6 protein-coding genes are annotated in these 5,199 nt (G+C 37.5%); 4 read left to right on the forward strand and 2 right to left on the reverse strand.

Annotated features, from left to right (window positions below):
* Positions 1 to 91: 91 nt before the first annotated feature.
* Complete coding sequence (locus QZU45_RS10630) at positions 92 to 868, reverse strand: transposase (protein WP_295355126.1); 777 nt, start codon at positions 866 to 868, stop codon at positions 92 to 94.
* Between the two features lie 407 nt (positions 869 to 1,275).
* Here QZU45_RS10630 and QZU45_RS10635 point away from each other — a divergent pair, with 407 nt between their 5' ends.
* Positions 1,276 to 1,590: a hypothetical protein gene (locus QZU45_RS10635; RefSeq protein WP_295355128.1), complete on the forward strand. Its 315-nt coding sequence runs from the start codon at positions 1,276 to 1,278 to the stop codon at positions 1,588 to 1,590.
* A gap of 90 nt (positions 1,591 to 1,680) precedes the next feature.
* Here the strand turns inward: QZU45_RS10635 and QZU45_RS10640 are convergent, their stop codons facing one another.
* Positions 1,681 to 1,959, reverse strand: coding sequence for an HU family DNA-binding protein (locus QZU45_RS10640; protein WP_295355130.1), 279 nt, complete (start codon positions 1,957 to 1,959; stop codon positions 1,681 to 1,683).
* A gap of 734 nt (positions 1,960 to 2,693) precedes the next feature.
* Between QZU45_RS10640 and QZU45_RS10645 the strand changes: the two genes are divergently transcribed.
* The 3 genes from QZU45_RS10645 (at position 2,694) to QZU45_RS10655 (ending at position 5,003) form a co-directional block, all read left to right on the forward strand.
* Positions 2,694 to 2,939 carry a hypothetical protein gene (locus tag QZU45_RS10645; protein ID WP_295355132.1) on the forward strand — a complete coding sequence of 82 codons (246 nt, stop codon included), beginning with the start codon at positions 2,694 to 2,696 and terminating at the stop codon, positions 2,937 to 2,939.
* A gap of 703 nt (positions 2,940 to 3,642) precedes the next feature.
* Positions 3,643 to 4,638 (forward strand): lambda-exonuclease family protein, encoded by a 996-nt coding sequence (locus QZU45_RS10650; RefSeq protein ID WP_295355134.1) that lies wholly within the window; start codon positions 3,643 to 3,645, stop codon positions 4,636 to 4,638.
* A gap of 98 nt (positions 4,639 to 4,736) precedes the next feature.
* Positions 4,737 to 5,003, forward strand: coding sequence for a hypothetical protein (locus tag QZU45_RS10655; protein ID WP_295355136.1), 267 nt, complete (start codon positions 4,737 to 4,739; stop codon positions 5,001 to 5,003).
* Positions 5,004 to 5,199: the final 196 nt, after the last annotated feature.

Raw genomic sequence — 5,199 nt, forward strand, 5'->3', positions numbered from 1 at the left:
GTATGCGGTAAATCCGTATCTGTTTTTTTTACATTTACAGTTTACACGGTAAATCCACGAATTTACATTCGCGGAGGTCGTTTCATATTGTCTATTCGTTAATAAGCTTTGTAGAGAGTTTATGAATAAAGTCATTACGCTGATTTGCTATCTTCTCGTGTACTCTTGCTACCTTTAATCTCTGTTTATTTCTGTTATTTGAGCCTTTCTGCTTTCTTGAAAGTTTTCTCTGTTCCCGTTTTAGTTTCTTCTGAGATTTTTCAAGAAATTTAGGATTATCAATCTTGTTACCGTTACTGTCAGATAGAAAGTCCTTAATACCAACATCAATACCGATGAACTTGTCACTACGGGCTTTTTTCACGGGGGCAAAATCAACGTTCAGTGCCACATAGTATTTACCGGTTGCACTTCTTCTAACTGTAACGTTGTTGATATGCTCAATATCTTCTGACTGTTTAATCCTTATAAAACCGAGCTTTGGAAGTCTGATTTTATTGCCTTCGATGCGTATAGAGTTCTTCTGATTAAGAGTTCTGTAACTTAACTGATAGTAATGTTTACTTTTGAAGACAGGATATTTTGCTTTCTTCTCAAAAAATCGTACAAAAGCGTTCTCCAAATCTCTCAAAGACTGTTGTAGAGCAACAGAATCCACTTCGTTAAGAAAAGAGTATTTTCTCTCTTTCTTCATTGAAGTAAGCATAGCTGAAGTCTGGTTATATCCGACCTTTTTCCCCTTTGCATAACTCTCATTTCTGAAGGCAAGACCTTTGTTATAGATAAGACGTGAACAACCCAGAGTCTTATTTATCAACTCAGCCTGTGCTTTGGTTGGATAAGCTCTGAAAACCACGCCTTTGTTCATAATCTAGTCCGAAATAATTATATGACTATATATTATCACATAACATTACATATTACAATATATTATATAACTACAGATTACATGCAATAAAAGATATGCCTTAGATCCCACGATTCAAATCGTGGGTTTTACGGCATGTTATATAAAAAAAATGGCAGAGCGTGATAGACAAGCTCTGCCGATGTGGTATGTGATAATTAACAGCCTCATTATATACAGATACAAATTTTTATATCAAAAGAAGAGGGGAATGCTCTCCTTTTAATTACAATTCCATTTTTTTACTCCATGTGCCTCGGTTATCCGGGGCATTTTTTTTGTTCATTTTTATTGCACTTTGTAATAATTTCGTAATGTATTCTATACTTAGATTATCCGCTCAATGCGCAAGAGAAAGAGGATGCACTATGAGCAAAAAAACGTTCGAATTAGAGCCTAGTAAGCCATTAACTGCTGAAGAAAAAGAAATGCTGGAAAAGGCTAAGGACTATCCTTATATTCCAGACGAGGATTCTCCAGAATTATCTGAAAAGCAGATAAAGGAATTTCAGAGAATAATCGCTGAACGTAGAAAACAGGAAAAGAAACAGACTGTTTCATTAAGACTGACACAAAAAACATTAAATACTGCTAAAGCTTTAAGCTCTAGCTATACAAGTGTATTAGCGAATGTCTTAGAGAAAGTATTCAGAGATCCCGATGCGCTAAAGAAATATCTTTAGTGTGCACCTTAAGGATTTGAGAAATACAGAAAAAAAGCCTTCGGATTGGGACGAAGGCTAAAAACTTAACAAAAATTTTTCTATACAATTCTATTTTTTGTTAACTGCGTCCTTTAATGACTGTCCTGCTGAGAATGCTGGTACTTTGCATGCAGGAATCTTAATGGTTGCGCCTGTCTGTGGATTTCTGCCTTCACGTGCTTTACGCTGTGATACTTTGAAAGAGCCAAAGCCAATTAACTGAACAGGATCGCCTTTCTTTAGAGACTTGGTGATCTGCTCAAATACTGCATCAATGGTTTTCTTTGTATCTGTCTTGGTTAGACCGGTTGATTTTGCAACTGCATCAACTAATTCTGTCTTATTCATTCTTGATTTCTCCTAAACGAGGAACAGCCCTCATTTACTAAGTTATACGATATACATGCGGTTTACAGCGATTTTTAATAAATTTATGAGATAAATCATAGAAAATCGTCTTGAAGCCTAGAGTAGCAAGCAATTATGAGCGTTTTCTTAGCTAAAGACGGATACAAGCAATAAAGAGTGACTGTTTTAGTTGGTTCTAAAGAAGGCAAAGCAAATTATAGAATTCGATTTAACGTAAGCATTATTTTATGTTCTAAGAACATTGTTTTCTGTATTTGAAATAGACTTAACTTATTGAGAATAAATAAAAAATCCACTAAAAAGTGGCTGATTTGAACTTGTTGAGTGGTATAATAGATATGCGGTCTAGCCGTAAGGTGGCTCTATAAACTTAGGGTCATTCGCGGTGACCCTAAGCAGTAGAGCTTAATGTGAAACATTAAGAAAAGGATCTCAGAATGAGACTCATATTTCTAATTGTTCTAACTTTGGTTTTACTGTGCTGGTGTCTGCCCGTATGGTAAAACCGTAGATAAAGGGTGGGGAGAAATCTCCGCCCTTCGTCTTTATTATAGATCAGAAAGTTTGTAAATGAACTAAAAAGTCTTGGATATTCTGTATATGAGGTAGATACTGAGGACAACAGAAGATTCCTTGTTTCAAAGACTGACCATCTGTTTGAACCTGTTTACAAGCTTTATCTTACATGGATTTTAGAAAAAAAGGAGTAGCTTTTGAAAGTTCTGAAGATCACCGGCACCTCATCGGAAATGCTGGTATATTTAAAGGACGGCTCGGTGCTGGAGCTGGAGGGGGAGTTTACCCAGGGCGGGTTTGCCGCTTACATAAGCACCATGCGGCTGAAGAGAAGCGACAGGGCATTATCGGAGGCAGAGAAGGAGGATTACTCCCGTGAAATCCTTGAGTATAACCGTAATCGTGGAAATAAGGCTTTCAGAATAGAGCTCTACCCGGATTAAATGATCTGCGGGTGATCTGAGAATTTTCTGAGGGGCAGAAATCTTTGATCTGCTTCACAGGCGTTTTTTAGAATATAGATCTCAGAACGTATGAAAACGCTCTTTCTGTGACAGAGCTTTCTCTCCATGTTTGCATAACTTTAGATTAGGACATATCTCTCTTGAAAAACTGTTAAAAATATTAGTTTCTCCGGAATCCACCTATAGCAATGGCGATTATGTCAGGTTCACCCCCTTTATATAATTTAATTTTTTCATTGTTTTTTGATAGATTATCTCCCCCAAATTAACTGTTTTATCTTTATTGTTCAGATAAACTTCATTCATAATCCGCGTTTCTGCGCAAATCTTTTCCTGCATTTCCACAATGTGGAATTGGTAAAGGTATTCTTGGCTTTGCCAGCGTATATCTCACGTCACGAGAATCGTAAGTTCATCTGTCAGATTTAGGACAAGAAACTTGTCCCTTTAGCTGACTTCTATTGTCTAACCGTAAATAACTTTTGCCTATCCAATCGTTGTTTATGGCTTTGTTACATCAATCGATCTTTATCTAATCGGTGTAGCCCTCTACGGGCTATTCAGTAGATATTTATGATTGATGTGTTTTTATCTGCGTAATCTTTTTATTTAACAATTCCCAATGGGGACAATGCTCCCCATACGGGGATTGTTGTCCTTTTTGGCTTTTAAGGAGTCAATTATGGCAAATTTTAAAGAGCTCAATTTAGAGCAGAGTTCTCAGGAGTGGTTAGAGGTCCGTAAAAGACATATAACCGCAACTGAGGTTGCACACATCATGTCCGGACAGGACAGTATTTTTTCTGTCGTGCAGAGTAAAAGAGGTGTCGGTATTCAGAAAGACATTTCTAATTACCCACCGGTCAAGGAAGGTAAGTTGAAAGAACCGAAAATCAGAGGTCTGATTGAACAGAAATTCCCTCAACTTCTTTCCGATGATGAGTTGTTCCTACCTCAACCTAGCTGTGAGTCACTAGACGAGCCATATTTCATGGCAAGTCTCGATGGCTACAGTAAAAAGGCTGATTTGATTGTTGAAATCAAGAATGTATTCTCCCGATACGACAAGAATTGGTATGAATTACTGCAGAAAGGTCTTAAAGCCCCCATACCTAAAAAGTATGGCTACTACTATCAGGTGCAGTGGCAACTGATGGTCACTAAGGCAAAAGCAGCAATGATTGTGTTTCACCATAGCAATGATGCAACTGAGGTTAGCACTGAGAACATTAGGATCTTTCCTATAAAGCCTAATCTCAAAGTGCAGGAGGAACTTAAGAAAATCGCTCTCAAGGTTAAGGAGATTATGCTGAATAATCTTCCCGTTGAGCCGGAACAGGGCGATAAAGTACAGGTTACTGAACAGACTTTACCTTCAGAAGTGTCTCAACTGATTGACGCTTACAGAAATACAGAAAACACCTATAAGGAGTTATCTGCAAATCTGGATATACTCAAGAAAGAGAGACAGAAAGTGGTTAACAGATTAGGTCAACTGCTGTTAACTGACAATCAGACAAGTGTCTACACTGATGATTGGATGGTTACAAAATCAATGAGAAAGGGCACAGTCAATTGGGACGGCATGATCAGAGATGGGGTAATCACTGAAGAAATCTTGGAGAAGTACCGTAGCAGCGGTAGTCCTTATACAAGATTAACGTTAAAAGGCGTTTAATAACAGAAAATACCTGGGGGTCATCAGATCACCTTGTTTTTAGACCCATGGGGCTATATGAAGCTCCATGGGGCTCATATAGCCTTTAAGGAGACTATATGAAGAAAAATAGAACTCATAGCTTTAATTCTGGGTGTAAACAGCCTAAAATTAACCTAAGAGATTTAGATCAGAAGAGCCAATTTGGGGCAGATAATAGCAATAAAGAAAGTATATTCCGACCTTTTATCCTGCAGTGTTTTGCAGGTGTATTCGGATATTTCTTTGTTACTTGTGTATCTCCGGCGTTAACGAAAGAGCAAATCTCGTATATTTGCGCTTTTGCTATGTTAAGTCTGTTAATTTGGTTCAAGATAGGAGATTAGACAATGGATTATTATTTTATCGGAGCTTTCATCCTAACAATGCTTGTTGTAAACCTGTTGGGATATTTAGCCACCAGACATAAATAGTTTCTCTGTTGAACCCAACCTCCGCAGATCATAGTTACTAATTTTTGATCTGCTTCTTTGGGAAGGGTACACAGAATAATTCAAAGAGATCTCTAGTTTTTTTAGGGAT

This window comes from uncultured Succinivibrio sp., assembly GCF_902756765.1.
Taxonomy (GTDB): domain Bacteria; phylum Pseudomonadota; class Gammaproteobacteria; order Enterobacterales; family Succinivibrionaceae; genus Succinivibrio.